Origin of the sequence: Tychonema sp. LEGE 07196 (assembly GCF_963890365.1) — a bacterium.
GTDB lineage: Bacteria > Cyanobacteriota > Cyanobacteriia > Cyanobacteriales > Microcoleaceae > Microcoleus.
This window is the reverse complement of record NZ_CAWPRX010000030.1, coordinates 1-2,561: the sequence shown is the minus strand read 5'-3', so window position 1 is coordinate 2,561 and position 2,561 is coordinate 1. Positions and strand designations below refer to the sequence as shown.

Below are 2,561 nucleotides of genomic sequence, written 5' to 3'. Positions count from 1 at the left end.
TTCTTGGGCAGCAAAAGCATTAGCGGTGCGTAGAGTTACCCAGGATAATTGCGGCAGTGCGGCTCGTTGACGCGCCAAGGAGAAATCCGAAAGCGTCACACCTGCTGAAAGCAGGTCAATAGGGAAGGGTGGCAACACTCGAAACCGAGATAACTTAGTTTCCGTGGAGGTGAAAGTCCTCCTTCTGTAAGTGTCCAGGTAACAGCATCACCCCCAGCTATGGAGAGGGTAGCACCGCCAGAACTGAAGCGGGGTGAAAACCGGATAAGCTACGAGCCTGAAATGTAGTGAAACCGGGAGCATCTGGGGCAGAACAGCGAAAGCGAACTCTCGTACAAACCGTCGTCATTATCAACTTGCGGAATAAGGCTAATACGCAGGGAGCGAAATAGGCTCACGGGAACGGTAGATAGCAGCTTGCCCTACTGACTATCGGCACTTACCAAAACCCGGCGGATTGAGAGGTTCTACAACCAGTACCAACGGAAACTCGGAACGAATTAAACCAGGGGAACGGCTCTCCAGAATTGGTCAAACTCTGGAGTAGTAGCTAGCGTAAGCCACCTTTGGAAGGATTGGGTCAGAAGCCAACGCCCCTCTGTAATGGAGAGGATATGCTGACAGACTCACTGCTGTGTGAAAGATACGTTCGCTTTAGTTCGAGTAAAGATGTCCAAAACGGAGATTACATCACAAGTGGAATGGAAAAATGTGAACTGGCGGAAAGCTGAGTTTGCAGTTTTCAAGCTCCAAAAGCGGATTTATCGCGCTTCACAGCGTGGAGATGTTCAAACAGTTAGGCGGCTCCAAAAGAGTCTAGCTCAGTCCTGGTCTGCAAAACTAATTGCCGTGCGACGGGTTACACAGGACAATAAAGGTCGAGTTACGGCGGGAGTTGACGGGATAAAAGCCTTAAAACCTCCAGCACGATTAGAACTGGCAAAAAACCTGAAAGTAAACGGGAAATCAGCACCAACTCGAAGGGTTTGGATTCCTAAACCCGGAAAGCCGGAAAAACGAGGACTCGGAATCCCAACAATTGAGGAAAGAGCAAAACAAACGCTAATCAAGCTGGCGTTAGAACCAGAATGGGAAGCACGTTTTGAATCGGAATCATACGGCTTTAGACCTGGCAGATCTTGTCATGACGCAGTTGAAGCAATCCGAACGTACATCGCCCAAAAACCGAAGTATGTTTTGGATGCAGACATCTGTCGGTGTTTTGACAAAATAAACCATACCAAACTGTTAGAAAAACTTAATACCTTTCCCATCTTCGAGCGTCAAATCAAAGCGTGGCTCAAAGCGGGAGTAATCGACTTCAGCAGATGGGCAGAAAGGAAGGGATTTCAAGAGACACAGGAGGGTGTTCCGCAAGGTGGTAGTATCTCACCACTTTTAACGAACATCGCGCTCCACGGTATGCAACAACGCATAGAGGCACAGTTTCCCAGCGATAAAGCAAACAGAATCCGAAATACCAAAAGGTTATTTGGAAAGGAAGTGAAAGCTCCTACGCTTATACGCTACGCGGATGACTTAGTGGTAATATGCGAAGAACTTGCCGTGGTACAACAATGTCAGCAAATTCTATCAGAATGGTTAAGCGAATTGGGGCTTGAGTTGAAACCCGAAAAAACTCGGCTAGTACATACACTAGAAGAACATGGTGGAGAAAAGCCTGGATTTAATTTTCTAGGATTTTCCATTCGCCAATACCCAGTAGGGAAACACCATTCAGGTGAAACATCGAAAGGTAAAAAGTTGGGTTTCAAAACCATCGTAAAACCCTCCAACGAAAAGCTTCAAGCTCATTACAGAAAGCTCGATAAGTACGTCGAGGAGAATAACAGCAGCAGTCAAGCTGCTCTAATCAGTTTCCTCAATCCAATCATTAGAGGATGGTGTCATTACCAATCTCCTTGGAACTCAAAGGAAACGTTCAATAAACTCGACCACCTACTCTGGAGCAGACTGTATCGATGGGGGAAACGCCGTCACCCTAACAAAGGGAAAAAGTGGGTTGCCAGAAAATATTGGCGAACCATCGGTAATAACAATTGGGTCTTTGCAAGCTCGAGGAAAGAGCAGGATTCCTTCAACCTCCTACTCCATGCCGCATTTCCTGCGGGTTTGAGATGGACAAAGGTACAAGGAACACGCAGCCCCTACGATGGAGACTCGATTTATTGGAGCGCCAGAATGGGCGAAAATTACAAATCCCTAGAACCGCAGAAAGCAAGACTGCTCAAGCGGCAGAAAGGTAGATGCGCCCAATGTGGACTGAACTTTAACCCAGGTGATTCAATCGAAAAACACCACCTAAAGCCTAGAGCCAAGGGTGGAAATAATGCCGACAAAAACCTGATATTAGTCCACCTGCATTGCCACGACCAAATTCACGGGCAATCAGAAACAGAACCGCGCTGAGGGAGTTTTCCCTTATTGGAGATGTCACAAGCAAAGGTGACAGTCACACACTGAGGAGCCGAATGAATAGCGATATTCACGTTCGGTTCTGGAGCCGAGCAGGTAGGGCGACCTGCCTGCTTAGGTTAACA

The 2,561-nt window shown here is 47.4% G+C and carries 1 protein-coding gene; it reads left to right on the top strand.

Translation table 11 applies throughout. The annotated features are described in order from the left end of the window. Positions 1–636 precede the first annotated feature (636 nt). On the top strand, positions 637–2,430 hold the full coding sequence (ltrA, locus tag AACV78_RS04345; RefSeq protein ID WP_339383463.1) for a group II intron reverse transcriptase/maturase: 1,794 nt from the start codon (positions 637–639) through the stop codon (positions 2,428–2,430). Positions 2,431–2,561: the final 131 nt, after the last annotated feature.